The 25,304-nt window shown below is 65.4% G+C and carries 21 protein-coding genes and 1 pseudogene; 11 read left to right on the top strand and 11 right to left on the bottom strand.

What is annotated here, in order from left to right; translation table 11 throughout:
* Positions 1-37: 37 nt before the first annotated feature.
* Both JJB99_RS22360 and JJB99_RS22355 read left to right on the top strand, forming a co-directional pair.
* On the top strand, positions 38-955 hold the full coding sequence (locus JJB99_RS22360; RefSeq protein ID WP_200494471.1) for an SDR family NAD(P)-dependent oxidoreductase: 918 nt from the start codon (positions 38-40) through the stop codon (positions 953-955).
* Between the two features lie 38 nt (positions 956-993).
* A complete protein-coding gene (locus JJB99_RS22355; protein WP_246774942.1) occupies positions 994-2,178 on the top strand; it encodes a TIGR03862 family flavoprotein in 1,185 nt (394 codons plus the stop codon).
* Here JJB99_RS22355 and JJB99_RS22350 read toward each other — a convergent pair.
* The gene (locus JJB99_RS22350; RefSeq protein WP_200494470.1) at positions 2,173-3,390 is read right to left on the bottom strand and encodes an MFS transporter; all 1,218 of its coding nucleotides are present in this window, start codon (positions 3,388-3,390) and stop codon (positions 2,173-2,175) included. The two genes, JJB99_RS22355 and JJB99_RS22350, sit on opposite strands and share 6 nt — an antisense overlap.
* 94 nt (positions 3,391-3,484) lie before the next feature.
* Between JJB99_RS22350 and JJB99_RS22345 the strand changes: the two genes are divergently transcribed.
* The gene (locus JJB99_RS22345) at positions 3,485-4,387 is read left to right on the top strand and encodes a LysR family transcriptional regulator (protein WP_200494469.1); all 903 of its coding nucleotides are present in this window, start codon (positions 3,485-3,487) and stop codon (positions 4,385-4,387) included.
* On the opposite strand, the gene JJB99_RS22340 is transcribed toward JJB99_RS22345, so the two are convergent.
* From JJB99_RS22340 to JJB99_RS22330, 3 genes are read right to left on the bottom strand one after another with little or no spacing between them, the layout of a single operon-like run.
* A complete protein-coding gene (locus tag JJB99_RS22340) occupies positions 4,384-5,463 on the bottom strand; it encodes a D-TA family PLP-dependent enzyme (RefSeq protein ID WP_200494468.1) in 1,080 nt (359 codons plus the stop codon). The genes JJB99_RS22345 and JJB99_RS22340 overlap by 4 nt on opposite strands.
* A 3-nt stretch (positions 5,464-5,466) precedes the next feature.
* Complete coding sequence (locus JJB99_RS22335; protein ID WP_200494467.1) at positions 5,467-7,275, bottom strand: ABC-F family ATP-binding cassette domain-containing protein; 1,809 nt, start codon at positions 7,273-7,275, stop codon at positions 5,467-5,469.
* A 2-nt stretch (positions 7,276-7,277) separates the two neighbouring features.
* Positions 7,278-7,769, bottom strand: coding sequence for a YaiI/YqxD family protein (locus tag JJB99_RS22330; protein WP_200494466.1), 492 nt, complete (start codon positions 7,767-7,769; stop codon positions 7,278-7,280).
* Positions 7,770-7,875: 106 nt separating this feature from the next.
* On the opposite strand from JJB99_RS22330, the gene JJB99_RS22325 reads away from it, so the two are divergent.
* A complete protein-coding gene (locus JJB99_RS22325; protein ID WP_200494465.1) occupies positions 7,876-8,676 on the top strand; it encodes a hypothetical protein in 801 nt (266 codons plus the stop codon).
* Positions 8,677-8,843: 167 nt separating this feature from the next.
* Here the strand turns inward: JJB99_RS22325 and JJB99_RS22320 are convergent, their stop codons facing one another.
* On the bottom strand, positions 8,844-11,216 hold the full coding sequence (locus tag JJB99_RS22320) for a xanthine dehydrogenase family protein molybdopterin-binding subunit (RefSeq protein WP_200494464.1): 2,373 nt from the start codon (positions 11,214-11,216) through the stop codon (positions 8,844-8,846).
* Between the two features lie 210 nt (positions 11,217-11,426).
* On the opposite strand from JJB99_RS22320, the gene JJB99_RS22315 reads away from it, so the two are divergent.
* Entirely contained in the window at positions 11,427-12,500 is a 1,074-nt protein-coding gene (locus tag JJB99_RS22315) for a Ppx/GppA phosphatase family protein (RefSeq protein WP_200494463.1), read from the top strand.
* A gap of 1 nt (position 12,501) precedes the next feature.
* Positions 12,502-13,203, top strand: a complete 702-nt coding sequence (locus JJB99_RS22310; protein WP_200494462.1) for an RlmE family RNA methyltransferase — start codon at positions 12,502-12,504, stop codon at positions 13,201-13,203.
* Between the two features lie 24 nt (positions 13,204-13,227).
* Here JJB99_RS22310 and JJB99_RS22305 read toward each other — a convergent pair whose 3' ends face one another.
* A complete protein-coding gene (locus JJB99_RS22305) occupies positions 13,228-14,154 on the bottom strand; it encodes a class I SAM-dependent methyltransferase (protein WP_200494461.1) in 927 nt (308 codons plus the stop codon).
* A gap of 285 nt (positions 14,155-14,439) precedes the next feature.
* Between JJB99_RS22305 and JJB99_RS22300 the strand changes: the two genes are divergently transcribed.
* Positions 14,440-14,796 (top strand): hypothetical protein, encoded by a 357-nt coding sequence (locus JJB99_RS22300; RefSeq protein ID WP_200494460.1) that lies wholly within the window; start codon positions 14,440-14,442, stop codon positions 14,794-14,796.
* An 84-nt stretch (positions 14,797-14,880) separates the two neighbouring features.
* On the opposite strand, the gene JJB99_RS22295 is transcribed toward JJB99_RS22300, so the two are convergent.
* Positions 14,881-16,371, bottom strand: coding sequence for an MFS transporter (locus JJB99_RS22295; RefSeq protein WP_200494459.1), 1,491 nt, complete (start codon positions 16,369-16,371; stop codon positions 14,881-14,883).
* A 433-nt stretch (positions 16,372-16,804) separates the two neighbouring features.
* Here JJB99_RS22295 and guaB point away from each other — a divergent pair, with 433 nt between their 5' ends.
* Positions 16,805-18,295 carry an IMP dehydrogenase gene (gene guaB / locus JJB99_RS22290; RefSeq protein ID WP_200494458.1) on the top strand — a complete coding sequence of 497 codons (1,491 nt, stop codon included), beginning with the start codon at positions 16,805-16,807 and terminating at the stop codon, positions 18,293-18,295.
* Positions 18,296-18,361: 66 nt separating this feature from the next.
* Here guaB and JJB99_RS22285 read toward each other — a convergent pair whose 3' ends face one another.
* On the bottom strand, positions 18,362-20,491 hold the full coding sequence (locus tag JJB99_RS22285) for a methyl-accepting chemotaxis protein (RefSeq protein WP_200500247.1): 2,130 nt from the start codon (positions 20,489-20,491) through the stop codon (positions 18,362-18,364).
* A 153-nt stretch (positions 20,492-20,644) separates the two neighbouring features.
* On the opposite strand from JJB99_RS22285, the gene JJB99_RS22280 reads away from it, so the two are divergent.
* Both JJB99_RS22280 and JJB99_RS22275 read left to right on the top strand, forming a co-directional pair.
* Complete coding sequence (locus JJB99_RS22280; protein WP_200494457.1) at positions 20,645-21,667, top strand: NADP-dependent oxidoreductase; 1,023 nt, start codon at positions 20,645-20,647, stop codon at positions 21,665-21,667.
* Positions 21,668-21,818: 151 nt separating this feature from the next.
* Positions 21,819-22,118, top strand: a complete 300-nt coding sequence (locus JJB99_RS22275; protein WP_200494456.1) for a hypothetical protein — start codon at positions 21,819-21,821, stop codon at positions 22,116-22,118.
* A gap of 141 nt (positions 22,119-22,259) precedes the next feature.
* Here JJB99_RS22275 and JJB99_RS22270 read toward each other — a convergent pair whose 3' ends face one another.
* Positions 22,260-23,252 carry an ABC transporter substrate-binding protein gene (locus JJB99_RS22270; RefSeq protein ID WP_200494455.1) on the bottom strand — a complete coding sequence of 331 codons (993 nt, stop codon included), beginning with the start codon at positions 23,250-23,252 and terminating at the stop codon, positions 22,260-22,262.
* Positions 23,253-23,358: 106 nt separating this feature from the next.
* Here JJB99_RS22270 and JJB99_RS22265 point away from each other — a divergent pair.
* Positions 23,359-23,448: pseudogene (locus JJB99_RS22265) on the top strand (IS5/IS1182 family transposase); the annotation flags it as partial.
* On the opposite strand, the gene JJB99_RS22260 reads toward JJB99_RS22265, so the two are convergent.
* Together JJB99_RS22260 and JJB99_RS22255 are read right to left on the bottom strand one after the other, a co-directional pair.
* Positions 23,445-24,287, bottom strand: a complete 843-nt coding sequence (locus tag JJB99_RS22260; protein ID WP_200494454.1) for a metallophosphoesterase family protein — start codon at positions 24,285-24,287, stop codon at positions 23,445-23,447. The pseudogene JJB99_RS22265 and the gene JJB99_RS22260 overlap by 4 nt on opposite strands.
* A 105-nt stretch (positions 24,288-24,392) precedes the next feature.
* The gene (locus JJB99_RS22255; RefSeq protein ID WP_200494453.1) at positions 24,393-25,259 is read right to left on the bottom strand and encodes a tetratricopeptide repeat protein; all 867 of its coding nucleotides are present in this window, start codon (positions 25,257-25,259) and stop codon (positions 24,393-24,395) included.
* Between the last annotated feature and the right edge of the window lie 45 nt (positions 25,260-25,304).

Raw genomic sequence — 25,304 nt, 5'->3', positions numbered from 1 at the left:
AGCCCGGCCATGACACCAACATTCGGGAAGCACACTCATGGCAATCAGGTTCGACGGACGCGTCGCCATCGTCACTGGCGCTGGCAATGGCCTCGGCAGGGCGCACGCGCTCGGATTGGCGAGCCGCGGCGCAAAAGTCGTGGTCAACGATTTCGGCGGCGCGCGCGACGGCAGCGGCGGCTCGCTCTCGCCAGCGGAGGCCGTGGTCGAGGAGATCCGCAAGGCCGGCGGCACCGCGATGGCCGACGGCGCGGACGTCTCGAATTTCGAACAGGTCACTGCGATGGTCGAGCGCGCCACCAAAGAGTGGGGCAGTGTCGACCTCTTGTGCGCCAATGCCGGCATCCTGCGCGACAAGTCGTTCGGCAAGATGGAGGTCGCCGATTTCCAGAAGGTGCTCGACGTGCATCTCGTCGGCACCTTCTATTGCTGCAAGGCAGTGTGGGCCGGCATGCGCGACTGCAATTACGGCCGCATCGTGCTGACGACCTCGTCCTCCGGCCTTTACGGCAATTTCGGCCAGGCCAATTACGGCGCGGCCAAGTCCGGCATGGTCGGCCTGATGAATGTGCTCGCGGAAGAAGGCCGCAAGAACGACATCCGCGTCAACATCATCTCGCCGACGGCCGCGACCCGCATGACCGAAGAGCTGCTGCCGCCGCAGGCGCTGCAGCTGATGAAGCCGAACGCGATCACGCCTGCGGTCGAGTACATGCTGAGCGAGGACGCGCCGACCCGCACCATCATGGGCGCCGGCGCCGGCTCCTTCGCCGTGATCAAGATTTTGGAGAGCGAGGGCATCAACCTGCCGGAGTCCGAATGGACGCCGGACGCAGTCGCCGCGCATTTCCAAGAGATCACCGACATGTCGAACGCCAGGGCCTTGCAGGGCGCGTTCGAGCAGACGCAGAAATACGTGGCGCAGGCTGCGGCGCGGGCGGGGATCAAGCTCTGACTGACGTCGCCGTCATCGGGGCCGGTCCCGGCGGGCTGATGGCGGCGGAGGTGCTGACGCAAGGCGGCGCCCGGGTCACCGTCTATGACGGCATGCCGTCTGCGGGCCGAAAATTCCTGATGGCCGGCCGCGGCGGGCTCAATCTCACCCACAGCGAACCGCTGCCGGATTTCCTCGCGCGCTATCGCGAAGCTGCGCCGAAATTGCAGGGGGCGATCGAAGCGTTTCCGCCGGAGGCACTGCGCGCCTGGTGCGCAGCGCTGGGCGAGCCGACCTTCGTCGGCACCAGCGGGCGGGTGTTTCCGAAGGCGTTCAAGGCCTCGCCCTTGCTGCGCGCCTGGCTGCGGCGGCTAGATAGCGCCGGCGTGCGCTTCGCGTTTCGCCATCGCTGGATCGGCTGGGACGGTGAGGGGCGGCTGATCTTTCAGACGCCTGACGGCGCCTCTGCCGTCGTGGCCAAGGCAACCGTGCTGGCACTCGGCGGCGCGAGCTGGCCGCGGCTCGGGTCTGACGGTGGCTGGGTTGATATGCTCGCCGCAAAAGGGGTCGCCATCTCGAAGCTGCGGCCGGCCAATTCCGGCTTCACGGTTGCATGGTCCGGTGTGTTCCGCGACCGTTTCGAGGGCCAGCCGCTCAAGGGCGTGGGGCTGACCATCGGTGGGCATACCGTGCGCGGCGAGGCGATGATCACGCGAAGCGGCATAGAGGGCGGCGCGATCTACGCGCTGTCGGCGGAGCTGCGCGAGGCGGTGCTGGGTCTCGGGAAGGCAACGTTGATCATCGCCTTGAGGCCAGATCTCGATAGCGCCGCACTGACCACGCGCCTGTCAGGCACGCGCGGCAAGCAATCGCTCGCGAATTTCTTGCGTAAGGCAGCGCAATTGTCTCCGGTCGGCATCGGGCTGATGCAGGAGGCGGCCATTGCATCGGGCCGGCAACTGGCCTCGTTCTCGCCGGCCGATCTCGCCCACCTGATCAACGCCATTCCGGTCCAGCTCACCGGCGTCGCCGCGATCGATCGCGCGATCTCGACCGCGGGCGGGATCGCGTTCGACGAGCTCGACGAGCACTTCATGCTGCACAAGCTGCCCGGCACATTCGCCGCCGGCGAGATGCTGGATTGGGAAGCGCCGACTGGCGGTTATCTGCTGCAGGCGTCGTTTGCGACGGGGGCGGCGGCGGGCAGGGGCGCGCTGCGATGGCTGGCCTCGCGCCGATCATGACGTGCCGGTCCTGGTGAGCAGGTCGGTGAGCAGACCGAGCACACCAAAACTCGCTGCGACGGCACAGACGGCGGTCCAGCCGCCATAGCTCCATGCCAGTGACGCTGTTGCCGCGCCGACGCCGCCGCCGATGAAGAACAGTGCGACGAACAGGGCATTGATACGGCCGCGCGCCTCAGGTCGCAGCAAATTGACGGCGCGGCGCCCAAGCGTCTGGTCGGCCGTGATGCCGACATCAAGCAGGATGGTGCCGAGGCTCAACACCAGCAGGGCGGCGATGCGCGACTCCATCACGCCCGCCCAGGTGCAAAGCGCGAGTGAGCCGATGATGCTCAGATGAGCCGCGAAAAACATCGGCCGTGCCCAGCCCTTGTCGCCCCAGCGGCCGGCCAGAGGTGTCGCCGCGGCACCGGCGACGCCGATGAGCGCGAAGGCTGCGATGCCCTTGGCATCCAGGGCGAACGGCGCGTCCGGCAGGCGCAATGCAACCGCGGACCAGAAGGCTGTGAAGGAGGCCATGACCAGGGAGGCTGTCCAAGCCCGCACGCGCAGCACAGGCTCTTCCCTCAGCAGCCCTGGGAACGAGCGGAGCAAGTCGCTGTAGCCGACGCGAGCCGCCGGTTGCAGCGTCGGCAGAAAGCGTGCGAGCGCGCCGGCGAGGAGAGTCATCAGAATGGCTGAGGCGAGATAATAGGCGCGCCAGTTCCAGAGATCGGCAATCAGGCTCGCTGCAGGCCGCGACAACAGGATGCCGATCATCAATCCGCTCATCACCTCGCCGATGGCCTGGCCGCGACGCTCCGGTGCGACCATCGAGGCCACAAGAGGAACCGTCATCTGGATAGCCGCGCAGGACGCGCCGAGAACGAAGGTGGCGAGCAATAGCAACGAGGGTGTCGGCGCCAAGGCCGTTGCCACCGCCGCGAGGATGGCGCAGGCGAGCGTACGCAGGATCAAGCGCCGGTTCTCGATCAGATCGACCAGCGGCACCAGCAACAACAGGCCGAGCGCATAGCCGAGCAGGGTGAGCGTGCTGACGAGGCCGCCTTGAAAGGCCGTCATGGCCAGCGATCGGCCGATCAGGCCCACCAGAATTTGCGGTGCGAATAGATTGGTGACGACGACGCCGGTGGTGATCGCGCCAAGCCAGATCAGGGCTCGCTCGGCGACCTGTTTCGGGGACGCAAGCTTGGTGGTTTCGGAGATGGTCATGGGACCTCGTAGATTGGGATACGTGGTCCTCTTTAAGCGGGAGGTCTAATATGCTACAATTCAATTAAGCCTATAAAGAATATGCGAGCTTCTCATGAATACCCATGATCTCGTCGCGTTTGTCGCGGTGGTCGAGACCGGCTCCATCGTTGCGGCCTCAGCGCGTCTTAACCTCACCCAGCCCGGAGTGACGCGGCGCATCCAGAATCTGGAGGAGATGCTGGGCGCACAGCTTCTGGACCGGCTGTCGAAGCCGCTGAAACCGACGGCTGCGGGCCATGAGGCTTACGAGCAGGGCCGGCGCTTGCTCAGGATGCTGGACGATCTCAAGTCCGGTGTGGCCAGCGACGGCGTGGTTCGCGGCGAGTTCAGGCTCGGCCTCACGCCGTTCCTCTCGGAGGCAGGGCTGAGCGGACCGCTTGATGCAGTGCGCGCCGAATTTCCGGCGCTTGCCGTGCGCGTCGTCTCCGGCTGGTCGCCGAACCAACTCGATCGCGTCTGCCGCAATGAGCTCGACGCCGCCGCGATCTGTCTGCCCGATGGCGCCGCGCCGCCTGCCGATCTCGTCGCCGACGATCTCGGCGCGCAGCCGGTCGTGTTTGTCGTCGCGCGGGACATGAAGATTCCGCGCGTCGTCGGCCTGGAACGGCTGTCGCAGCTATCGTGGGTGATCAACCAGGACGGTTGCGGGTTTCGCGATACGCTGAAGCGAAAGTTCGATGCCGAGCATCTGCCCTTCAGCATCGCCGTCGAGGCGTTGGACAGCGAGCTTCGCCTGTCGCTGGTCTCGCGAGGCCTCGGCGTCGGACTGGTCACGCCGATCGCCCTGAAACGCAGCGCGTTTCGCGACAAACTCAAGCCGGTCATCGCCCGCGACTTCAAACCGGCCGTGCGCGCTTGGATGGTCCATCGCGCGCCGGCCGGCCGGCTGGAGCGGCCGATCAAGCTATTTCGCGACGGGCTCGACCGCGAACTCCAGGCGCTGATCCGCGCTTAGCGGAGCTTCCCGCGCGCCGCCACGGGCAGCGTGCCGATGATCTCTTCGCCGCGCACCATCACCACCTCGTCCATCATGTTGACCACGACGCAGACGTGGTTCGGCACGATGCGGACGACGTCGCCGACGTTCGGCCGCGTGTTGCTGCGCGAGAGGTCGAGGAAGCCGTGCTCCTCGGCGAACTTCGCGATTCTGGCTTCGGGGTGCTCGAGGATCAGGCCGTGTCCGTCGAGGCCGCCGGTGTCGGTCGTCAGCGTCTTCGAGCCGGCATCGAGAATGCCACGCTCGGGCGCTGCGCGGCTCACCACCGTCGAATAGATGTGCAGCGCGCAGTCGTCCCAGGTGGCGGAGCCGGCCGCGACCTGCATGCGGTCGTTATAGATATAGGTGCCGAAGCGGTGCTCGGTGCCGCCCTTGAGTTTGCCGAGGTTCTTCAGGTTCGGCGTGCCGCCGGTGGAGACGATTTTTGCATCCAGCCCATGCGCACGCACGCCGGCCAGCGCCTCGTCGTAGAATTTCTGCGCGTCCGCCCAGCCGGTTTCGGTCGGATAGAGCATGAAGCCGGCGAATACGAGTCCCTTGGACCCGGCGATCTCGCGTGCGAGCGCGATCGCCTCGGCCGGCGTCTCGACACCGGCGCGCTTGCGGCCCGTGTCGCATTCGACCACGACCGAGAGCGGACGGCCGGAGGCCGCGGCAGCCTTGGGCAAACCCGCCACTACCGTCGAATTGTCGGCGGCGACCGTCATGTTGGCCTTCGCCTGCAGCGCGCCGAGCCGCGCCATCTTTTCCTCGCCCAGCAGATTGTAGCTGATCAGGATGTCGTCGATGCCGGCATTGGCCATGATCTCGGCTTCGCCGATCTTCTGGCAGGTGATGCCTTTTGCGCCGGCCGCGACCTGCATCTTGGCAATCGTCGGGTTCTTGTGCGTCTTGATGTGCGGGCGATTGGCGACACCGGCGTCATCGCAGGCTTTCTGGATGCGAGCGATATTGCGCTCGACCCTGTCCATGTCGATGACGGCGCAGGGCGTGCCGTATTCACGGGCGATTTTTGCGGCAAGGGTTGTTGTCATGGGTCAGGCCTGTTCAATCTCTTCGCGAAGCATTTCCAGTTCGAGCCAGCGCTCTTCGGCCGCCGACAATTCGTCATGCGCCTTGGCGATGGCGGCGGAGGTGTCATCGAATTTCTTGCGATCCTTGGCGTAGAGATTGGGATCGTCGAGCACGCGTTGCAGTCTTGCGATATCGGCCTGCAACGTCTCCATCTTCTTCGGCAGCGTTTCCAGCGCATGCTTCTCGTTGAAGCTCAGGCGCCGTTTTGACGCGGCAGCGGGAGCGGCGGACCGTTGCTCCTTCTTCTCGGCCGGCTGCGCCTTTGCCGTCTCGCGCTTCAAATCCGCCCCGCGCTGTGTCAGCATGTCGCTGTAGCCGCCGGCATATTCGGTCCACTTGCCATTGCCTTCGGGCGCGATCACGGAGGTGACGACGCGGTCGAGGAAGTCGCGGTCGTGGCTGATCAGGATGACGGTGCCTTCGTAGTCGCCGAGCATGTCTTCGAGCACGTCGAGCGTTTCCAGGTCGAGGTCGTTGGTTGGCTCGTCCAGCACCAGCAGGTTCGAGGGCTTGGCCAGTGCGCGCGCCAGCATCAGCCGGCCGCGCTCGCCGCCCGAGAGCACTTCAACCGGCGTGCCGCGCTGCTCCTGAGCGAACAGAAAGTCCTTCATGTAGCCGACCACATGCTTCGGCTTGCCGCCGACCATGATCTGGTCGCCGCGGCCGCCAGTCAGCGCCTCGGCAAGCGTGGATTTGGGATCGAGGCTTTCGCGATGCTGATCGAGCGTCGCAATCTCCAGATTGGCGCCAAGCCGCACCGTGCCGGAGTCGGGCTGCGTGCCGCCGGTCAACAGATTGACCAGAGTGGTCTTGCCGGCGCCGTTCGGGCCGATGACGCCGAGCCGGTCGCCGCGCTGGATGCGGGTTGAAAAGTTCTCGACGATCTTGCGCTCGCCATAGGCTTTGGTGATGCCCTTGGCCTCGATCACCAGCTTGCCGGACTGCTCGGCTTCCGCGGCGGCGAGCGTGGCGCTGCCGGCGGTGCCGCGATAGTTGCGCCGCTGATCGCGCAGCGCATGCAGATTGCCGAGCCGCTTGACGTTGCGCTTGCGCCGGCCGGAGACGCCGTGACGGAGCCAGTGCTCCTCGTCGACGATCTTGCGGTCGAGCTTGTGCTGGTCGCGCTCTTCCTCGGCCAGCACCTCGTCGCGCCAGCTCTCGAACGAAGCAAAGCCGCGGTCGATCTGCTTGATCCTGCCGCGGTCGAGCCAGGCGGTCGCGCGCGACAGATTGGTGAGGAAGCGGCGATCATGGCTGATGATCACCAGCGCGCTGCGCCTGGAGTCGAGCTCCTGTTCCAGCCATTCGATGGTGGCGAGGTCGAGATGGTTGGTCGGCTCGTCCAGCAGCAAGATGTCGGGCGAGGGCGCCAGCACATAAGCCAGCGCCGCGCGACGGGCCTCGCCGCCGGAAAGGTTGTGCGGGTTCTCCTCGCCGCCGAGGCCGAGCTGTTCCAGCAGGAAGCGGGCCTGGTGCTGGTCGTCACCGGGCGCGAGCCCGGACTGGACATAAGCAAGCGTGGTCTTGTGGTCGCCGAAATCCGGCTCCTGCGGCAGATAGCGGACCGTGGCGCCGGGCTGCACGAAGCGCGTGCCGCCGTCGGGCTCGACGAGACCGGCCGCGATTCTGAGCAGTGTGGATTTGCCGGAGCCGTTGCGGCCGATCAGGCAGACGCGCTCTGATGGTGCGACATTGAGCTCGACGCCTGACAGCAGCGGCGTGCCGCCGAAGGTCAGCCTGATGTCTTTCAGTTGGATCAGCGGCGGCGCCATGACTAGCCCTGGCTCGTGGCGGCCTGGTCAGCCCGTCGTCGCTGGATCCGGCGCAGCGTCTGGTCGAGCGCCGAGAGGAAGGTCGAGCGGTCGCGCGGCGCGAACGATCGCGGGCCGCCGGTGACTTCGCCGGCCGAGCGCAGATCCGTCATCAGGTTGCGCACCGCCAGCGTCATCCCGATCGACTCCTCCGTGAACGGCTTTCCGTTCGGCGCGATCACCTCAGCGCCCGCCTTGACGCAGCGGCTCGCCAGCGGAATATCCGAGGTCACGACGACGTCGCCCGGCCGGACGCGTTCCGCGATCCAGTCGTCGGCTGCGTCCATGCCGGGACCAGCGGCGATGCGCTCGATCAGTGGATCCTGTGGCACGCGGATAAAATTGCCGGCGACCACGCTCACGGGCACGCCGTGCCGGAGCGCCACGCGATAGATCTCGTCCTTCACCGGACAGGCGTCGGCGTCGACATAGATGCGGATGGGGGTGTCAGTCATTCGCGGCGTGGTACTCCATTCGGACACCAAAGGCGAGGGGATTGACCCTGGTTCCTCAGGGCCTACGATCGGCCCGAAACAACGAGAATTTGGGAAGGTCACCCCCATGCCGAACCGGCTCGAAACCTGGCGTGTCGAGGCCTACAACACCGCCAAACAATCCGAAAACAAGATGCACGACGACATGGTGGCGCGCCGCTTCGGCTTTTCCGGCGGGCTGGTGCCTGGCGTCGACGTCTTCGCGTACATGATGCATGTGCCGGTGGCGCGTTGGGGCCGCGATTTCCTGGAGCGCGGGCTGGTCGAGGCCCGGTTCGTCAAGCCGGTTTATGACGGCGAGATGGCCGATGTCGACGCCACCGAGCATAACGGCCTGCTGACGATCGAGGTGTTCAGCCGCACCGAGCTTTGCGCCACCGGGACGGCCTCGCTGCCGGCGGGAGCGCCAGCGGTTTCGCTGAGCGACTATGTCGAGGTCGCGGCGGTTGCCGAACGCAAGCCGGTCAGCCCCGCGACGTTCGAAATGGGCAAATGGCTCGGCACGACGCCGCGCAGCTGGGCCGGTCAGGATGCGACCGACTATCTCGCCGACATCAGGGAAACCGATCCCATCTTCGTGCGCGGGGGGCTCGGCCATCCCGGCCTGATCCAGCGCGTGATGAACCGCGTCCTCGTCGACAACACCATTCTGGGCCCGTGGATTCATGTCGGCAGCCGCATGCAGCTCTTGTCAGCCGCGCGCGCCGGCGACGAGATCACCGCGCGGGCGAAGGTGATCGCGAACTACGAAAAGAAGGGCCACCGCTTCGTCGAGCTCGACGCGCTGGTCGTCGCCAATGGCGCGACCCCGATCGCGCATTGTCAGCACATCGCGATCTACCAGCCTCGCGAGCAGGCGGCGGCGTAGGATGGGAAGGCCAAGTCTGCCGCTTCAAAATCGGTGTCATGCCCCGCGAAGGCGGGGCATCCAGTACGCCGCGGCCCATCGGTCGATCACTACTGCCTCGGAGTACTGGATCACCCGCCTTCGCGGGTGATGACACTGGAAGGCCGGGAGGTAGCGAGCGCTACCCCTTACGCCGCTTTCCTCTTCGCCTCCTGAATCGCTCGCCACACCCGCTCCGGCGTCAGCGGCATGTCGATATGCTTGATGCCGTAGTCCGAGAGTGCGTCGAGCACCGCGTTCACCACCGTGGACAGGCTGCCCGCGCAGCCGGCTTCGCCGCAGCCCTTGCTGCCGAGCGGATTGGTCGTGGCCGGCACCGGGTGATCGCCGACCGTCATGGACGGCACGTCTCCAGCGCGCGGCAGCGCGTAGTCCATCAGCGAGCCCGTGATCGGCTGGCCGCTGTCGTCGTAGCGGACGTGCTCCATCAGCGCCTGGCCGATGCCCTGGACGACGCCGCCGTGGAGCTGGCCCGCGACCAGCATCGGGTTGACCACCGTGCCGAAATCGTTGACCGCGCTGTAGCGCACGATCTCCACCACGCCGGTCTCCGGGTCGATCTCCACTTCAGCAACGTGGCAGCCGTTCGGGAAGGCCGACGGCACCGGCTCGCTGGTGTGATCGACGTCGAGGCTATCAGGCACGCCGTCCGGCACCTTGCCGTCATGCAGCTTCCTGGCGAGCTCCATGATGTCGATGCTGCGGTCCGTGCCGGCGATGGTGAAGCTGCCGCGTTCGAATTCGATGTCGGCCTCGGAGGCCTCCAGCATATGCGCGGCGGCGCGCTTGCCCTTCTCGATCACGAGCTTCGATGCCTCCACGATTGCCATGCCGCTCGCGGTGATCGAGCGCGAGCCGCCGGTGCCGTTGCCGGCATGGACGATGTCACTGTCGCCCTGCACCAGTTTGATGCTTTCGAAGGGGACGCCGAGCTGCGCGCACAGCACCTGCGCGAACGGCGTGGCATGGCCCTGGCCGTAATCCAGCGTGCCGGTGATGAGCTGCACGGTACCGTCAGGATCGAACACGATCTTGCCGAGCTCGGGGCTCGGCGGCGCAGTGACCTCGAGATAGGAACCGACTGCGATGCCGCGCAGCTTGCCCGCCTTCTTGCTTTCCTTCTTGCGCTTGGCGAAATTCTCGTGGTCGGAGATCTCGAGCGCCTTGTTGAACACGGCCTGGAAGTCGCCGCTGTCATAGGTGACGCCGGAGGAGGCCGCAAACGGCATCTGGTTCGGCTTGATGAAGTTGCGCTTGCGCAAGGTCAGGCGGTTGATGCCCATCTCGTCGGCGGCGCGGTCGATCAGCCGCTCCATGTAATAGTTCGCCTCGGGGCGGCCGGCGCCGCGATAGGCGCCCATCAGCGTGGTGTTGGTCAGCACCGTCTTGATGTCGACCGTCATCAGCGGAGTGCGGTAGACACTGGAGAAGTTCTTGCCGGTGTTGAGCGAGAGCGGGCTTGGCGCCACGCCGGTGATGTAAGCGCCGAGATTGCCGTAGCCTTCGAGCTTCGCCGCGAGGAAATGCCCCTCGGCGTCGAGCGCGAGCTCGGCATGGATCTTCTGCGCGCGGCCATGGCTGTCGGAGAGGAAGCTGGTCGAGCGCTCGTCGAGCCACTTCACCGGCCGTCCCAGCGCCCTGGCGGCGTACAGGATGCACATGTATTCGGGGTAGTTGATGTTCTTCATGCCGAAGGAGCCGCCGACATTGGCGGTGAGGATGCGCACCTTCTCCTTCGGCACGTTCAGGTTCTTGGCGAGATTGGCGCGGTTGCCCGCGACGCCCTGTGTCGGCACCTGGAGCGTGTAGCGCTCGCTGGTCTTGTCATAGGAGGCGAGCCCCACGCGCGGCTCCATCGAGACCACCGCGACGCGGGTGTTCTCGATGTCGATCCTGGTGACATGGGCGGCGCTGGCGAAGGCCGCATTCACCTTCTCCGTGTCCCCATAATGGTAGTCGAGCGCGACATTGTTCGGGATGTGGTCATAGAGCTGCGGCGCGCCGGGCTTGGCGGCTTCCGCAGGATCCGTCACCGCCGGCAGCGGCTCGATGTCGAGTTCTACGGCTTCGGCTGCATCGCGTGCCTGGGCCAGCGTCTCCGCCACCACGAAGGCGACGGGATCGCCGACGAAGCGGACCTTGTCGGTCGCCAGCGGCTGGCGGTTGGTCTGGAGAAGGGGCGAGCCGTCGCGGCTCTTCAGCGGCAGGCCACAGGTGAAGGGGCCGTAACCGGCGGCATCGAGGTCCTTGCCGGTCCACACGCCCAGCACGCCCGGCATCGCCCTGGCGGCATCGATGCCGATGCCGCGGAGGATGCCATGGGCGTGGGTGGAGCGGACGATCACGGCATAGACCTGGCCGGGCAGGTTGAAATCGTCGGTGTAGCGGCCCTTGCCGCGCACCAGCGTGTCGTCCTCCTTGCGCCGGACCGGCTGTCCGACGCCGTATTTTTGCAGTGCAATAGCGTTTTCGAGCGTGGAGGATTTGGTGTGTTCTTGCATGGAAATGACCTGAAAAGCCGGCATTTGCGCATTTTCGCGGCAGCGGGGGACCGGATTCCTTTCAGATAACCCACGACCCCGTTCACGACAACGCACGAATGGGCATGGTCCCATGTGATGCGTTGTTGCGCAGTCCTGCCGCGCTGCTAATGTTTCAGGCGAAAAATCAATTCCAGACCGGCCCCCTTGGGCCGCGGAAAGACAGTTTGTATGAATGACCACACGCGGCTCCGCGACGGCCATGTGCCGCACGGTGAGCTGGAGGGGTCGATGGCGGCGGTGGCATTGGCCACCGAACCTGTCGTCGCCGCGCAAGCCGCCGGAACCGGCGTCTATGCGGCGCTGGACCTCGGCACCAACAATTGCAGGCTGCTGATCGCCTGTCCGACCCACGACGGCTTTCGCGTGGTCGATTCCTTCTCGCGCATCATCCGGCTCGGCGAGGGCGTCTCGGCGACGGGGAGCATCAGCGAGGCCGCGATCGAGCGCGCCATTGCCGCGCTCAGCATCTGCCGCGACAAGATCAATCTGCGGAAAGCGCGCCGGCTACGACTGATCGCGACCGAAGCGTGCCGCGCCGCCTCCAACGCCGAAGGCTTCCGCAGCCGCGTCGCGGCCGAGACCGGCATCGAGCTCGAGGTGATCGACCGCGAGACCGAGGCGGCCCTCGCCGTGCTCGGCTGCTCGCCGCTGGTCGACCCCAAGGGCAGGGGCGCGATCCTGTTCGACATCGGTGGCGGCTCGACCGAGCTGGTGCGGATCGAGCGCGATCCGCAAAATCCGGAGCCGCGCATCAAAGCCTGGATGTCGATCCCACTGGGCGTCGTCACGCTCGCCGAGCAGTTCGGCGGCCGCGACGTGACGCCGGAGATCTATGCCGCGATGGAGCGGGAGGTCGCACACCACGTCGCGCCGTTCGCCGAGGAGCACGGCCAGGAGCTTGCCGACATGCATCTGCTCGGCACCTCAGGGACGGTGACGACGCTCGCCGGCATCCATCTCAATCTTGCGCGATACGACCGCCGCCGCATCGATAGCATCTGGATGAACGATGCCGACATCACTGCCACCATCAACAAGCTGCTCGGCATGAGTTACGAGGAGCGTGCGAACAACAGCTGCATCAGCGTCGAGCGCGCCGATCTCGTGCTGGCCGGCTGCGCCATCCTCGATGCTATCCGCCATGCCTTCCCGCTGCCGCGCCTGCGCGTCGCCGACCGGGGCCTGCGCGAAGGCATGCTGGTCGAGATGATGCGCGAGGACGGCGCGCTCAGGAGCTGGTGAGATGGCCAAGGACACCACCGGCCGCTTGCACGTCCAGGTCAAGACCAAGGTCAAGACCGGCGGCAAGCGCAAGCTGTCGTCGAAGCTCTGGCTCGAGCGGCAGCTCAACGACCCCTATGTCGCCAAGGCCAAGGCCGCGGGCTATCGCTCGCGCGCTGCGTTCAAGCTGCTGGAGATCGACGACAAGTTCCGGCTGCTGAAATCAGGCATGGCCGTGGTCGATCTCGGCGCCGCGCCCGGCGGCTGGAGCCAGATCGCCGCAAAGCGCGTCGGCTCGGTGGACGGCAAGGGCAAGGTCGTCGCGATCGACCTGCTGGAAATGCCCGAGATTCCCGGCGTCGACTTCGCGCAGCTCGACTTCATGGACAATGATGCGCCCGACAAGCTCACCGCCATGCTCGGCGGCGGCGCCGACGTCGTGATGTCCGACATGGCCGCCAACACCACAGGCCATCGCAAGACCGACCAGCTCCGCATCGTCGGCCTGGTCGAGACCGCTGCGGCATTCGCCTGCGACGTGCTCAAGCCCGGCGGGGCGTTCCTGGCAAAAACCTTCCAGAGTGGGGCCGACGCCGACCTGCTCGCCCAGCTCAAGCGCGATTTTGCCGCCGTGCGCCATGTGAAGCCCGCCGCGAGCCGACAGGATTCCTCGGAGCGATATGTGCTCGCAACCGGATTTCGTGGCGGGACGGGCGCAGAGTAGCGCCACCCATGCCGCTACGAGGCGCTACCCGCGCACACGCAGGTAGATTGACGACGGAAAATGGCCCGTCGTGTTGGGCACGTTCAAACCATTGACGTCCGGAATCGGAGAATATTCCGGGAAGACGTCCTTCATGACGTCCTGCGCGTCGTAGTGGAGCATGCTGAGGCAGAACAGGATCTCCAGCCGGTCATTGTTGGTGAGTAGGGCCTGGAGCACGGCCGTCTCGGCGCCCTGAAACAATCCGTCCAGGAGATCGCGCTGAAACGAATAGGGGAAATAGATGTCGTGAATGTGGATCACGCAGCCTGGCTTGATGCGGGGAATGACCTCGAGATAGAGGTGGGTGACGTCGCCGACCGGCCGGACCACATGCGAGGTGTCGATGAACAGAAAATCTCCGTCGCCGAGCTGATCGAACGTCGCGAGGTCGACGTCCTCCACCTTGCTGGTCACCAGCTCGACGCCTGACGCGCTCCTCAGGTAGTCGCTGGGGTAGGGCTCGATGCAGGTGAGCCGTCCCTTGTGTCCCTCGGCGGCGTTCATCGCCAGCGCCCTCGCAGAGCAGTGGGTCGACACGCCAGATCCGACCTCGATCATGCGCTTCGGTTTGAGCCAGCGCAGCACGCCGTGCAGGGCTTGCGCCTCGACGTAGCCGAAGCCCGGGCCGAAGCCCTTGGCGGCGCCTTCCTTGTAGGTGCTGTTGCCGCGGCATTCGGGCTCGAACGGCTTGACGATCTCCTGCAAGCGCGACGCCTGCCGGGCGATGTCGGCATCGATTCCGGTCATCGGCGACCGCTTCGCCCATTTGTCCTTGGTTCGCTCCAGTTCGCGAACGTCGGCGACCGGTGTGTAATAGTGGTTCGGCAGCACGACGAGGCCACCGCTCAGCGCCACCCGATGCACCTTCATGAAGGTCGACTTGATGATGTCCCTGGACAGCCTGTTCACGCGCAACATCCCCACGCCATTCGAGTGGCCACCCTCTATCACGCTAAATACGACAGTTTGATGCAGCATGTGATTGATATGATATTTCACGGCGGCAATATCGACATTTGACCTGGGACGTACGGGAATCTACCTGGTTTTGCCGTGTCCGGCCGCCGCGAGCGAACAAGCGCAGCTCTCATCTGAATCCGGCATAATGTTATATTATCATAATCCTGTAGCGATCGGGGATGAAGATGCTGTTCGCCACAATCTCGGCGGGCAATCCTGATTTTGGGGAATGGCATGCGCATCTCGAACAAGTCCGGCCGCCCAGCGGGCCGGCAACATCGTCGCGTTGTTCTGGCCGCTCTGGCTGCCACAGCCCTAAGCGTGGGCGAGGTGCGGACCGCCGCCGCCGATGCCACGATTTCGATCGATGCGAGATCGACGCTTGCGCAAGGCGACGGCAACAGCAACGTTCTGCCCATCCTCAAGGACATCTTCCAGAGCGGCAATGCACCGGATCCGAGCCTGCAGCTGATCGAGGACTATACGGCGACCGCTGTCAACGGCGAGCTTCATCTCGAAAGCTCGACCGCAGGCTCGCCGGCGAAGCCGTTGGGACTGGGCGTCACGCTCTGTCGGATCACGCTGAACTAACGCGCTTTAAGCGGCCCGAAGGGGTGGCAGACGATTAAGAGGGCGATGGCCCTCGGGCCATCGCTCTTCTCGTTCCTGCCTTGCTCACCCGAGCCGCTGATCCCGGACGTCCTGCGTATCCTCGGTGGCGGCCTTGACCGCCGCCTGGGCCGCGCCTTTGCCGGCGCCTTTGCGGCTCGCGATCTCCACCGCCTTGCGGCCGGAGATTTCGTGGCCGGCGTCAGCGGGCATCTGCCAGAAGAACCAGCTCGATGCCGCCGAGGTCAGCGCCACCACGACGAAGGCCGGCGCGAACACGGTGGCGTTGAGCTCGCTGACATGGCTGAGCCACATCGTCGTCTCCACCGAGGCGGCGCCGACCGCAACGCCGGCGGAGACCGCGAGCTGCTGGTTGACGCTGACCAGCGTGGTGGCCCGGCTCATCTGCGCGGCTTCGACGTCGGCATAGGCGACCGTGTTGATCGCGGTGAACTCCAGTGAGCGGAAGAAGCCGCCGACCACCAGGATCACCATGATGATCAGCAGCGGCGTCGTCACCGTGAACAGTGCGCAGACGCCGAGGAAAAACGCGCTGATGATCGCATTCGCGGTCATCAAGTTGCGGAAGCCGAAGGCGCGGATGATGCGGCCTGCCAACGTCTTCATCCCCATCGCGCCGAGCGAGGAGGCGAAGGTGACAAGGCCGGAATGGAACGGCGACAGGCCGAAGCCGATCTGCATCAGCAGCGGAAGCAGGAAGGGCAGCGCGCCGATACCGAGCCGGAACATGAAGCCGCCGAGGATCGCCGCGCGCAGTGTCGGCAGGCTCAGGAGCGAAAAATCCAGCACCGGCGATCCGGTGCGCCGCGCGTGGATGACGTAGAGCGTCATCGAGATCGCGCCGCCCGCGACCAGCGCTGCGACCGTGCTCCAGGGCAGCAGGTTGAGCCCGGCGACCGACAGGCCAAATGCGATGCCGGCAAGGCCGAGTCCTGCGAGCACCATGCCGTAGAGATCGAACGGTTCCTGCGTCTCGCTCTTGATGGGGTCGATGAAGCGCAACGCCATGAAGATGCCGAGCAGCCCGATCGGGATGTTGATCAGGAAGATCCAGTGCCACGAGGCGTAAGTGGTGATGAAGCCGCCGAGCGGCGGGCCGATCACGGGGCCGATCAGGGCCGGGATCGTCACCCAGGCCATGGCGTTGACCAGCGCGCTCTTGTCGACCGAGCGCAGCAGCACGAGGCGTCCGACCGGCGTCATCATCGCCCCGCCCATGCCCTGCAGGATGCGTGCGAACACGAAATCGGTGACCGAGCCGGACAGCGCGCAGCCGACCGAGCCGACCATGAACACGCCGACTGCGATCGCGAACACCATCCGTGCGCCGAACCGGTCGGCGGTCCAGCCGCTCGCCGGGATGAACACCGCGAGCGACAGGAGATAGGAGGTGATCGCGAGCTTCAGCGTCAGCGGGCTGGTGCCGATATCCGCCGCGATCGCCGGCAGCGAGGTCGCGATGACGGTCGAATCCATGTTCTCCATAAAGAGAGCAGTGGCCACGATCAGCGGAATGACGCGTTGCTTGTCGACCATGACGGATTGGTAATGAAAATCAGAGGGAAGGGCGAGATTTGCGGCTTATCACTGTCGCTTGGCCAGGACCATTGCGCATCGACGCATAGCACCTAAATGCTTTGCTCCTTCGTCATTCCGGGGCGCGCCACTTGGCGCGAGCCCGGAATCCATTGGGCCCTAGAAACCGCTGTGGGATGGATTCCGGGCTCGCGACTTCGTCGCGCCCCGGAATGACAGCCGGTGGGCGGCCGGGCGACCCGCCGAATCGCCCTAAAAAGCCTGTGCATGGCTGGCCAGCGGTCCGATTTGCTTTGATTCGTCGCGCGGCCGTGCTATCGACCCGCGTCAACCCCACCGATGGGCTCCGATTCTCAAGGCGATGCCGCAAGGTACGCCGAGGGCGGCGCTCATCCATAGCTATTTGCGGCAGGGCCGCGGAAGGAGTTGGCAGATGGCCACGGTGCAACAAGGCATTCGCGAAGCCCTCACGTTCGACGACGTGCTGTTGAAGCCGGGCCTGTCGGACGTCATGCCGGGCGAGGTCGACATCCGCTCCCGCGTCACCCGCGCCATTCCACTCAACATCCCGATCATGGCCTCGGCCATGGATACCGTCACCGAAGCCCGCATGGCGATCGCCATGGCGCAGGCCGGCGGCCTCGGCGTCATCCACCGCAATTTCGATCCCGAAGGGCAGGCCGCCCAGGTGCGGCAGGTCAAGCGCTACGAATCGGGCATGGTGGTGAACCCGCTCACCATCAGCCCCGAGGCCACGCTCGACGACGCGCTCAAGCTGATGAGCGATCACGGCATCTCCGGCATTCCCGTCGTCACCGGCGCCGGCAAGAATACGCCGGGCAAGCTGGTCGGCATTCTCACCAACCGCGACGTGCGCTTTGCCACCGACCGCCGGCAAAAAGTCTCCGAGCTGATGACGCATGAGAACCTCGTCACGGTGCGCGAGAATGTCAGCCAGGACGAAGCGCGGCGGATGCTGCACAAGCACCGCATCGAGAAGCTGCTGGTGGTCGACGACCAGTATCGCTGCGTCGGCCTGGTGACCGTGAAGGACATGGAGAAGGCGGTCGCTCATCCGCTCGCTTGCAAGGACGCGCAGGGGCGCCTGCGCGTCGCCGCCGCCACCACGGTCGGCGACACCGGTTTCGAGCGCACCGAACGGCTGATCGATGCCGGCGTCGACCTCGTCGTGGTCGATACCGCGCACGGCCATTCCCGCCACGTGCTGCATGCGGTGAACCGCATCAAGCGCCTCTCCAACTCGGTGCAGGTGGTTGCCGGCAACATCGCGACCACCGACGGCGCGCAGGCGCTGATCGATGCGGGCGCTGATTGCATCAAGGTCGGCATCGGCCCGGGCTCGATCTGCACCACGCGCATCGTCGCCGGCGTCGGCGTTCCCCAGCTCACCGCGATCATGGATGCGGTCGAGGCTGCCAAGAAGGCCGACATCCCCGTCATCGCCGACGGCGGCATCAAGTTCTCCGGCGATCTCGCCAAGGCGCTCGCCGCCGGTGCCGACATCGCCATGGTCGGCTCGCTGCTCGCCGGCACCGACGAGACGCCCGGCGAAGTGTTCTTGTGGCAGGGCCGTTCCTACAAGGCCTATCGCGGCATGGGCTCGGTCGGCGCGATGGCGCGCGGATCGGCCGACCGCTACTTCCAGCAGGACATCAAGGACTCGCTCAAGCTCGTGCCTGAAGGCATTGAGGGCCAGGTGCCCTACAAAGGCCCGGTCGGCAATGTCATGCACCAGCTCGCCGGCGGCTTGCGCGCCGCCATGGGCTATGTCGGCGCCAAGGACATGAAGGAACTGCACGAGAAGGCGCAGTTCGTCCGCATCACCGGCGCGGGCCTGCGCGAAAGCCACGTCCACGACGTCACCATCACGCGCGAAGCGCCGAACTATCCGGGCGGGGGCTAGTCGCGCACCGTCATTACCGGACGGTGCGAAGCGTCGGATCGGCCCGACCGTCGCAATCCGCCGCGCTCATGCTGCGCGGACGGCCTCCAGGAACTTCCCGACCTCGAGCTTGAGCCGGCTCGAATCGGTGGCGAGCAATTGCGCCGCGGACAGCACCTGCGACGAGGCCGAGCCGGTCGCATTGGCGCCTTGCCGCACATCGCTGATGTTGGCGGAGACCTGCTGGGTGCCGTGCGCCGCCTGCTGCACGTTTCGCGCAATCTCCTGGGTAGCTGCGCCCTGTTCCTCGACGGCAGCGGCGATCGTCGAGGAGATTTCCGACAGTCTCTCGATCGTATCGCTGATCGTCCTGATGGCGCCGACGGATTCCTGCGTCGCCGTCTGAACGCTTCCGATCTGCTGATGGATTTCCTCGGTCGCCTGCGCGGTCTGCTGCGCCAGCGCCTTCACCTCCGAAGCCACCACCGCGAAGCCGCGCCCGGCATCGCCGGCGCGCGCGGCCTCGATGGTGGCGTTCAGCGCCAGCAGATTGGTCTGGCCTGCGATCGAGTTGATGAGCGCGATGACGTCGCCGATCCGGCTTGCCGCCTGCGATAATTCGCCGACGCGGTCGTTGGTGCGGCGGGCCTGCTGGACGGCATCGCCGGCCACGCGCGCGGATTCCTGGACCTGCCGGCTGATCTCGTTGACCGACGATGTGAGCTCCTCGGTCGCTGAGGCGACCGACTGCACATTCGCGGATGCCTCCTCGGATGCAGCCGCGACTGCCGTCGTCAGCGTCTGCGAGCGATCGGCTGTCGTGTTCAAGGTGCCGGCCGAACTTTCAAGCTCGGTCGCGGCCGACGACACCGTGCTCACGATCTCGCCGATCACGGTCTCGAAGTCGCGCGTGATCTCGTGGACGCGGCGGCCGCGCTCGATCTGCGCTTCGGCGTTGCGGGCGGCCTCCTCGTCGGCGAGCTTCTTCGCAATCAGCGCATCCTTGAAGATCTGTAGCGCGTTGGCCATGGTGCCGATCTCGTCCCTGCGATGCCCGTCGGGGATTGCAACGTCGAGTTCGCGATCGGCAAGCCGCAGCGTTACGCCGGTCAGCCGCACCAGCGGGCTGATCACCTGGCGCATCACCGCGATCACCACGGCGGCCGAGGCGATCAGCACGACCAGCAGGGCCGCGAGGGCCCAGGTCAGCCGCATCTGCGCCTGTGCAATCGCAGCGTCGTTGGCGCCGTGCGCATAGGTCAAGGCGGCGTCGCGCAGACCCAGCACGCTGTTCAGGACACGACCGATCCAGCCGGGCCACTCGGCCTCGCCGACCGGGCAGGGGCGGCCCTCGCGCGCTGCTGCGACAACCTCCCGGAACCGCGGCTCCGCTTCGGTGATCAGCGTCGCGCGGACCTGGTCAAAGACGCTCACCAGCGCTGGCGCATCGCCGGTATTGTGAACGCCTTGCTCGATCTGCTTCCAGATCAAGGCGACCTGACCGGTCAACTCGGTCACGTCGACGCGCTGGGCCGGCGACAGAGGCTGATTGCGGGCGAACAGGCCGAGCACGGCGGCACGCGCACCATTGGTGGCGCGCATCGCTTGTGCGCTTTGCGCCAGCTCCGCCGATGGCAGGAGATTCTCGATGTCGCTGCCGGTCCGCGACAGGTCGATCAAGGCATCGCTTGTCGCCGCAGTGAGCGCATCGACAGCGCGTGCGAGTCCATCCACGATGGCCGTCTGGGTGTCGGCAGGACGCTGCGGCTTGGGCAGAATCACCGCCCGACGCGCGGTGCTGCGGGTTTGCTGCAACACCTGTTCGGCCGCCTCGATCGATCTGGCCGGCAGCTCCGCTGCGTGAATGGCCGCCTTGGCCGCGCCGATGGCCGCATCCGTGTTGGCTATGGCCTTGTCGAGGGCCGACAGCTTGTCCGGCGTGGCCGGGTCGGCCGGGGTTGCGGCCGCGAACCAGGCGGTGCGTTCGGCTGGAATGAGGCTGTTGGCCTTCATCACCAGCTCGAAGGCGGTCAGAGAGCGCGCGGCGGCCTCGCGCTTGCGCAGGTCGCCCCATCCGCCCCAGGCAACCGCTCCGGCGAAGGCCACGGCGAGCAGGCTCGTGATCAGATTGCCCGCCAGCACGCGCCAGCGCAGGCTGATGCCGCCCTTCGTTCGGTTGTCGGACGAACGTTCGGGCAGCAAGGAAACGTCCGGCATCGAATGGGCTCTTCGGTCGTGGGATGGCCGGCGCAACCTATCTCGCAATCGCAACCAAACCCCTAATAAATCATGAGTATTCATTGTAAGAGTTTGCCTGGGCGCCGCGCTTCTCCTAAATGGCCTCCAGGATCCCATCAGGAGGAAGCCAACATGTCCCAAGCCAAGCGCATCGTTCTCGCCGCGCGTCCCATTGGCGAGCCAAAGCCGTCCGATTTTCGCCTGGAGGAATTCGCGGTGCCAACGCCCGGCGCGGGCGAAGTGCTGCTGCGCACGATCTGGCTGTCGCTCGATCCCTATATGCGCGGGCGCATGAGCGAGGGGCCGTCCTACGCTGCACCGGTGCCGGTCGGCGGCGTGATGGAAGGCGAGGCGGTGAGCGAGGTCGCGGCCTCCAACAATCCTGACTTCGCCAAGGGCGACATCGTCCGTGCACGGACCGGCTGGCAGACGCACGCGATCTCGAACGGCAAGGGCCTGATCCAGGTCGATCCGAAGCTCGGGCCGATCTCGACTTCGATTGGCGTGCTCGGCATGCCCGGCATGACGGCGTATACGGGCCTGCTCGACATCGGCAAGCCGCAAGCCGGCGAGACCGTCGTCGTTGCCGGCGCCTCCGGCGCGGTCGGTTCGGCCGTCGGCCAGATCGCGAAGATCAAGGGCGCGCGTGCGGTCGGCATCGCCGGCGGCAAGGACAAGTGCGATTACGTCGTCAAGGAACTCGGCTTCGATGCCTGCGTCGATCACCGCGATCCTGATCTTGCCGCGAAGCTGAAGGAGGCCTGCCCGAAAGGCATCGACGTCTACTTCGAGAATGTCGGCGGCGCCGTGTTCGAGGCGGTGTTCCCGCTGCTCAATCCGTTCGCGCGCGTGCCGGTCTGCGGCCTGATCGCGCATTACAACGACACCGAGGCCAAGCCGCCGAAATGGGCGGCGTCGATGATGCGCAACATCCTCACCAAGCGGCTGACCTTCCGCGGCTTCATTGTCTCGGATTTCGCCGCCCGTCACGGCGACTTCCTGCGCGACATGTCGGCCTGGGTCCGCGACGGCAAGCTGAAGTACAAGGAGTTCGTCACCGAGGGCCTGGAGAGCGCGCCGGGCGCGTTCATTGGCCTGCTCAAGGGCGCCAATTTCGGCAAGCAGCTGGTGCGGGTGGGGTCGGACAAGCTGTAGTTGTTACACCGGCGTCACACACCTGACATCAACGGTTAACAAAGCGTAACCGATTTGCAACACCTGCCCGCAAAAGCGGGCAGGTGTGACCATCGGTTCATTGACGTCAGGACGAAGGCACTGAATCATCGCGCATATTTTAGGTGTTGCGATGTTAGAGATCAGTGTTTTCTGCGTAATCCTGCTGGCTGCCGGCTATTGGGTGGCGATGTTCGTCATGGGCCGCCATGACGACGTGATCCACGGCAAGTTCGTGCATAGCGAGGAGGAGGGCGATTTCAGCCGGCCTGCGATGCCGGTGCCACCGCCGCCATTCCCGAAGCGTCCGGTCAAGCCTGCCAGGGTCGCGAACGATCGGGCTGCGAGCGACGCGGCGGCGAAGCCAGTGACCAGCGAGGCACTGCAATCGCTGCTAGCTGCGATCCAGCAGGATCTCAAGAGCGTCGCTTGAGGCGTAGGCCTAAGCCTTGGCTATGGACTTACAAAACCGGCGGCGCCATTTGACTGTGGCTACGTCCGCTTTGCTCTTATAGCGACCAAATTCGCGCGGCGGCGAAGTACGTCGCGCGGGTGAACGACGGAAGTTGCGTGCCTATTCAATCACCTCGTCGGCAGTCGCCAACAGTGATGGCGATAGAGTGAGGCCAAGCGCCTTCGCGGTCTTCAGGTTCAGAGCCAATTTGAACCGCGTAGGCTGTTCAACCGGTATATCTGCGGGCTTTTCGCCTCTCAGTATCTTGTCAACGTCGGCCGCCGCGCGGCGGAAGAAATCGGGGAAATCCTGTCCGTATGACAGCAGGAGACCGTGGGGGACCATCTCCGCGATGAACGACAGCGCCGGTAATCTGTGTGCCAGAGCTGATGAACCAATACGTGTCCGCTCATTAAACAGCATCGATCCCGCTCCCAAGATGACTCCGTCGGCGCGATCGCCAGCGATTTTGGAGAACGCAGGCTCAATGTCATCGGGCGTCGATACCTCGGCTGCCCACAACGAAATGCCAAGCGCTTCGGCGGCAGCCTGATTGGCTTTGACGGCGCGCTTTGCGAACGGATCGGTCGTATCCACCAAAAGCGCGACACGCGACAAGCGCGGAACCGCTTCCTTCAACAATGCCAGGCGTTTTCCGCTCAGGTCGATTGCCATGAGGGAAAGACCGGTGGCATTGCCGCCGGGCCGCGCGAGACTCTCGACAAGACCGCTACCGACCGGGTCAGATACAATGACAAATACAATCGGAATGGTGCTGGTGGCCTGTTTGGCCTCCTTTGCGCCCAACGCAGTCACCGCGACGATCGCATCGATTTTGTCCGTGACAAGCTCGCGTGCAAGCGCGCGAAACCGTTCGGGCTGCTCGGCGGGAAACCGATGCAGGAACTCAACGTTCTTGCCTTCGACATAGCAGAGATCGCTGAACGCCTTGGTTAGGACATCCAAGTAGACCTTCTCTTCATCCGCATTACTGGCGTGCCAGAGGATACCAACCCTGTTGATCCTTGCGCTCGCTACGTTCTGCTGCGCGCGCGCCAGGAAAGGCCAAGCGACCCCCGCTGCCGTAATCCCGATGAATTTCCGACGTTCCATAGCACCCCGATCCGATACCAACTTAGCATCCGTCATGGAATTCGGGAAAGGTTCGGAGCTCCGAATGGGTCATTTTCGATGGTTTCAGCGGAGATTGCCGGCTGCGGATGACAGGCTTGCGAGAAACTGCATCGCCTTCGTCCAACTCGCATCCATCCGGCTACGGCTGGCTGCCCATTATGAGTGGACGCCCTAGTGCTCGCCGCCCATCTGGGCGAACAGCTCTTCAATATCGATATCGACCTGGCCCGCCGCGCGGACGTGGCGGACTTCAAAACTGTCGGGCCGGAAGCGGTATTCGACGAGCCCGGTCTCCTTGATCGCGATCTTGTCCTGGCGCGCATCGTTGATCTTGAAGCCGGCCGACGGCGCCCAGATGTGCCGGGTATGGCGGAAGCTGAAGTCGCGGCGCTGGTGGACGTGGCCGCTGGCGATCAGGCGCAGATCGACACGCGCAAACATCTCGATCAGCCGCGCGCGAGCCGGCTGCGGCACGTAGCGGATCGAGGTCTCCGGTATTTCAGGATCGTCGGGCAGGTGGAGAAACACCGGCTTGTGCAGGAACAGCGCGATCGGCCTGCCGTTCACGCGCGCGATCTCCGCGGCAAGCCAGTCGAACTGCTCGGCCTCGAAGGCGAGCCCCGAATTCATCACCAGCGAGTTGAGGCCGATGAAGCGCCAGCCGGCGGCTTCGAACGACCAATGGTCTTCGCCGATGATGTCGCAGAATTGCCGGCGGTGCGCCTCGGTGACCGGCGGCTTCGGCGCCGGCCCGATCGCGGTCGGATTGTCGCCGATGTCGTGATTGCCGGGCAGATAGCGGCAGGCGACGGGCAGGGCGGCGTGCAGGCTCCTCGCGAATTCGACGTCGTCGCGGCTGCTCGGCCCGTCGAAGGAGACATCGCCGGTGTTCACGACGAGATCGGGCCTGTCAGCGGCGATGTGCTCGCTCACGCGGTGAAAGTTGGCGATCAGGCCGGGAAAGCGCCGGCCAAGATGCGTGTCGGAAATCTGGGTGAGACGAAATTCGGACATGCGACGAGCATACAGATCGTCCCGCGTCGAAACGATGACGGCGCGCGCATGCATCGCAACGAACAAAGTTTGAAACGCGCGTCGGCCCTCTCTCGTCTGCAGGGCCTATTGGCCGTCGAAGCAAATCCGCCCGACGGATTTGCCCTCGCGGTCCCTGAGCCCGAACGGACAGCGCAGGCGCTCGAGCGCCTTGCCGGCATCTTCATTGCCGAGCGCGGCGGCCCGCTGGTAATGGGCGATCGCGGCCTTGGCATCCTTCTCGCCGGCCCGGCCGGCTTCGGCATAGGCACCAAGCCGTTCCAGCGCATCGGCGTGATCGAGCGCGGCGGCCTTTTCGAACAGCGCCTTGGCCGCGACATCGTCCTTCGGGCCGCCATCGCCGTCCTGGGTCATCAAGCCCAGCTGGTACATGGCCTCGGGCGAATTCGCCTCGACGGCCCTGGCGTACCATTTGCGCGCCAGCGCGAAATCCGCTTTCACGCCGACACCGGCGCCGTAGAGCGAGCCGAGATTGATCATGCCTTCGATGTCGCCGGCATTCGCCGCCTTCTCGATCAGCGTTCGTCCCTCGGCGATGTTCTTCGCGACGCCGTTGCCGTTGATCAGGAGCACGCCGAGGCCGGCCATGGCAGACGAGCTGCCGGCGTCGGCCGCCTTGCGATAGGCATTGGCGGCCGCAGCGGGCTGCCCGGCAAACTCATAGGCGCGGCCGAGCTCCATCCAGATCCGGCGCGGGGCATCGGGCGCCGCAGCGGCCGCCTTGCAGGCTTTCAGCGCGGCACCGATGTCGGCATCGGCGGTCTCTTTGTTGCCTTTCACGTCGGCAGGTCTGTCCGGGTCGGTGGGATGCGCCGCGAGCCGGTCGCAGGTGGCGATGTCGGCCGGCGCGGCGACGGCCGGCGGACACAGAGTGCGGCAAAGCACTGCGGCGAGGACAAGCGCGGCGAGGGTGCAATATTTCGTTCGGAGCATGGTCAGATACGCGAAAAAGCCTTAACAACCAGCGGTTGGTCGCGG

It is taken from the genome of Bradyrhizobium diazoefficiens, from assembly GCF_016616235.1.
GTDB lineage: Bacteria > Pseudomonadota > Alphaproteobacteria > Rhizobiales > Xanthobacteraceae > Bradyrhizobium > Bradyrhizobium diazoefficiens_H.
The sequence above is the reverse complement of the archived record's forward strand: the minus strand, read 5'-3'. Positions and strand labels throughout refer to the sequence as shown.

Bases quoted from the DNA above. Each gene is read 5' to 3' on its own strand.
- JJB99_RS22360 (WP_200494471.1), top strand. From the start codon at position 38: ATGGCAATCAGGTTCGACGGACGCGTCGCCATCGTCACTGGCGCTGGC.
- JJB99_RS22355 (WP_246774942.1), top strand. From the start codon at position 994: ATGGCGGCGGAGGTGCTGACGCAAGGCGGCGCCCGGGTCACCGTCTAT.
- JJB99_RS22350 (WP_200494470.1), bottom strand. From the start codon at position 3,390: ATGACCATCTCCGAAACCACCAAGCTTGCGTCCCCGAAACAGGTCGCC.
- JJB99_RS22345 (WP_200494469.1), top strand. From the start codon at position 3,485: ATGAATACCCATGATCTCGTCGCGTTTGTCGCGGTGGTCGAGACCGGC.
- JJB99_RS22340 (WP_200494468.1), bottom strand. From the start codon at position 5,463: ATGACAACAACCCTTGCCGCAAAAATCGCCCGTGAATACGGCACGCCC.
- JJB99_RS22335 (WP_200494467.1), bottom strand. From the start codon at position 7,275: ATGGCGCCGCCGCTGATCCAACTGAAAGACATCAGGCTGACCTTCGGC.
- JJB99_RS22330 (WP_200494466.1), bottom strand. From the start codon at position 7,769: ATGACTGACACCCCCATCCGCATCTATGTCGACGCCGACGCCTGTCCG.
- JJB99_RS22325 (WP_200494465.1), top strand. From the start codon at position 7,876: ATGCCGAACCGGCTCGAAACCTGGCGTGTCGAGGCCTACAACACCGCC.
- JJB99_RS22320 (WP_200494464.1), bottom strand. From the start codon at position 11,216: ATGCAAGAACACACCAAATCCTCCACGCTCGAAAACGCTATTGCACTG.
- JJB99_RS22315 (WP_200494463.1), top strand. From the start codon at position 11,427: ATGAATGACCACACGCGGCTCCGCGACGGCCATGTGCCGCACGGTGAG.
- JJB99_RS22310 (WP_200494462.1), top strand. From the start codon at position 12,502: ATGGCCAAGGACACCACCGGCCGCTTGCACGTCCAGGTCAAGACCAAG.
- JJB99_RS22300 (WP_200494460.1), top strand. From the start codon at position 14,440: ATGCGCATCTCGAACAAGTCCGGCCGCCCAGCGGGCCGGCAACATCGT.
- JJB99_RS22295 (WP_200494459.1), bottom strand. From the start codon at position 16,371: ATGGTCGACAAGCAACGCGTCATTCCGCTGATCGTGGCCACTGCTCTC.
- guaB (WP_200494458.1), top strand. From the start codon at position 16,805: ATGGCCACGGTGCAACAAGGCATTCGCGAAGCCCTCACGTTCGACGAC.
- JJB99_RS22285 (WP_200500247.1), bottom strand. From the start codon at position 20,491: ATGCCGGACGTTTCCTTGCTGCCCGAACGTTCGTCCGACAACCGAACG.
- JJB99_RS22280 (WP_200494457.1), top strand. From the start codon at position 20,645: ATGTCCCAAGCCAAGCGCATCGTTCTCGCCGCGCGTCCCATTGGCGAG.
- JJB99_RS22275 (WP_200494456.1), top strand. From the start codon at position 21,819: ATGTTAGAGATCAGTGTTTTCTGCGTAATCCTGCTGGCTGCCGGCTAT.
- JJB99_RS22270 (WP_200494455.1), bottom strand. From the start codon at position 23,252: ATGGAACGTCGGAAATTCATCGGGATTACGGCAGCGGGGGTCGCTTGG.
- JJB99_RS22260 (WP_200494454.1), bottom strand. From the start codon at position 24,287: ATGTCCGAATTTCGTCTCACCCAGATTTCCGACACGCATCTTGGCCGG.
- JJB99_RS22255 (WP_200494453.1), bottom strand. From the start codon at position 25,259: ATGCTCCGAACGAAATATTGCACCCTCGCCGCGCTTGTCCTCGCCGCA.